2 protein-coding genes are annotated in these 2034 nt (G+C 73.9%); both read right to left on the bottom strand.

The genetic code is table 11. From position 1 onward, the window contains the following. Positions 1 to 815, bottom strand: an 815-nt coding sequence (locus tag CCN35_RS26380) for a lysylphosphatidylglycerol synthase domain-containing protein (RefSeq protein WP_086794599.1), incomplete at its 3' end; no start/stop codon positions are given. After that, entirely contained in the window at positions 815 to 1813 is a 999-nt protein-coding gene (locus CCN35_RS26375) for a glycosyltransferase family 2 protein (protein ID WP_201450791.1), read from the bottom strand. The genes CCN35_RS26375 and CCN35_RS26380, both read right to left, overlap by 1 nt. Positions 1814 to 2034 lie beyond the last annotated feature (221 nt).

Below are 2034 nucleotides of genomic sequence, written 5' to 3'. Positions count from 1 at the left end.
GTGGTGAGGGCGGCGGGCAGGGGCAGGACCGTGGCGAGGGCGGGGACGAGCATCAGCTCGCGGACGCCGGCGCCGTCGGGTGCGAACACCGCGAGGGTTCCGCCCACGGTGGCGAGGGCGAACCCGCCGACCGCCGCCGGCAGCGCGGGCAGCGGATCGGCGCCCAGCAGCAGCGCCGTCACCCACACATGCAGCCCCGACAGCACCCAGGAGGCGGTCTGGTAGAGGAGGGAGCGGCGCAGGTCCCGGGGCCGTCCCGGGGACGGGGGCGGACGCCGCCGGGCGACTCGGGCGGCCAGGGCCGCACACCGGTGGACCAGATCCGGCCGGGCCAGCAGAACCGCCAGCGGGACCAGGGGAAGCGGCGTCCACCACAGGCCGTGGTCGAACAGGGCCGGTGCGACCAGCATGCCGACCGCACCGCCCGTGAGCAGCACGACCACCAGGTTGACCACATAGGTCCCGGCCATCTGGGCCTTGCTGGCACCGGCCTGCTCGCCCATGCGCATCTGCGCGATCAGGCCCCACACCCGGCCCGGCACGAACTTGCCGAGGAAGCCGACGAAGAACATCCGTACCCCGGTGGGGGCGGGCACCGGCACCGCGACCGCGGACAGGGTCAGCATCCAGGCCCGGGTGCCGCACAGCAGGCCGGCCGCCGTGACCAGGACGGCACCCAGCAGAGCCGGCACCGAGCCGGGGTGCAGCAGCTGCGCGAGCACGGACCAGTCCTGCCCGCGCAGGGCGAGCCCGATCCCGGCCGCCACCGCCACGGTGAACAGCACGGTCAGCGCACGGCGCCAGGCGGCGTTCATCAGGAGCCCGTCCTCGACGGCAGCGTGGCGGGAAGCGCCGTGCGCCCGCCCAGCCGGCGCACGGCGCCGACGACGAGCCCGGCGACGATGGCCCACTGGGCGAGCAGGTGCACGGCCAGGAAGTACAGCAGGAACCGCCTCCCGCGCTCCCGGCGGACGAATCCGGGGAGCCCCGGGTCGGACACCAGGAACAGGGCGAGGAACAGCAGCGGCACGACGGCGAGCAGCGGCACGGCGAACGCCGCGAACAGCAGGGGCAGCGAGACGGCGAACAGCGCGGCACCGACCACCCCGAGCAGGGGATTGACCACCACCGCGCCGGAGCGCATGCGGTGGGCGCCGGCGAAGCCGGCCAGCGGAAGGGAACGCCGGAACTGCTCCCGCAGCATGTCCGCGAGCCCCGCGCAGTCGTCGTGCCTCCCGACGACGGTGTCGGTGAGCCGGATGCCCGCCACCCGTGCCAGCCGGTCGCTGTACTCGACGTCCTCCGCGTCGCGCAGGCCCTCGTGGAACGGGCCGGCGGCGGCGAAGACCTCGCGGCGCATCGCCGCCAGCGCGAAGACGGCCGTGCCGACCCGGCCCACGCTGCGCCTGCGCCACCAGTGCGCGTGCAGCACGCGGTAGTGCTCGACGGGGCCGTCGTCGAACAGCGGGCGGGTGTCGTAGGTGCCGTGCACCAGACCGCAGTCGGGGTCCTCGCGCAGGATGCGCAGGGCGTTCTCGACGGCGTCGGGGCGCAGGGCCACGTCGGAGTCGACGAAGAAGAGGATGTCGCCCCGCGCCTCGCGCGCGCCCCGGTTGCGGACCGCGGAGACGCCCTGGTTGCCCTCGCTCTCGATGAGCCGGCAGGGGTAGGAGGCGGCGATCTCCCGGGAGCGGTCGGTGGACGCGTCGTCCACCACGATCACTTCGAGCGGCCGGTGGGTCTGCGCGAATATCCCGTCCAGGCAGGCGGCGAGGGTCTTCTCGTAGTTGTAGTTGGGGACAATCACCGACACTGTCGGTCGATCCGTGATCATGTGCTGTCCGTTTCGGCGAATGAGGCGATGCGGACGGGTGAGGGGGGTCTCGTTCCGTGTGCACCGTAGGGACGGGCGGGGAAGCCGCGACAGTGGCAAGGGCTGCGGCCCCGCCTTTGTCGGCGAAGGTGCAGGGCGGCACTACGACCTGGGGCGTACGACGGGTGCACGGGAGGTGGCGGGGGAGCTGCCCGCAAGGG

Origin of the sequence: Streptomyces thermovulgaris (assembly GCF_002155915.1) — a bacterium.
Taxonomy (GTDB): Bacteria; Actinomycetota; Actinomycetes; order Streptomycetales; family Streptomycetaceae; genus Streptomyces; species Streptomyces thermovulgaris.
The sequence above is the reverse complement of the archived record's forward strand: the minus strand, read 5'-3'. Positions and strand labels throughout refer to the sequence as shown.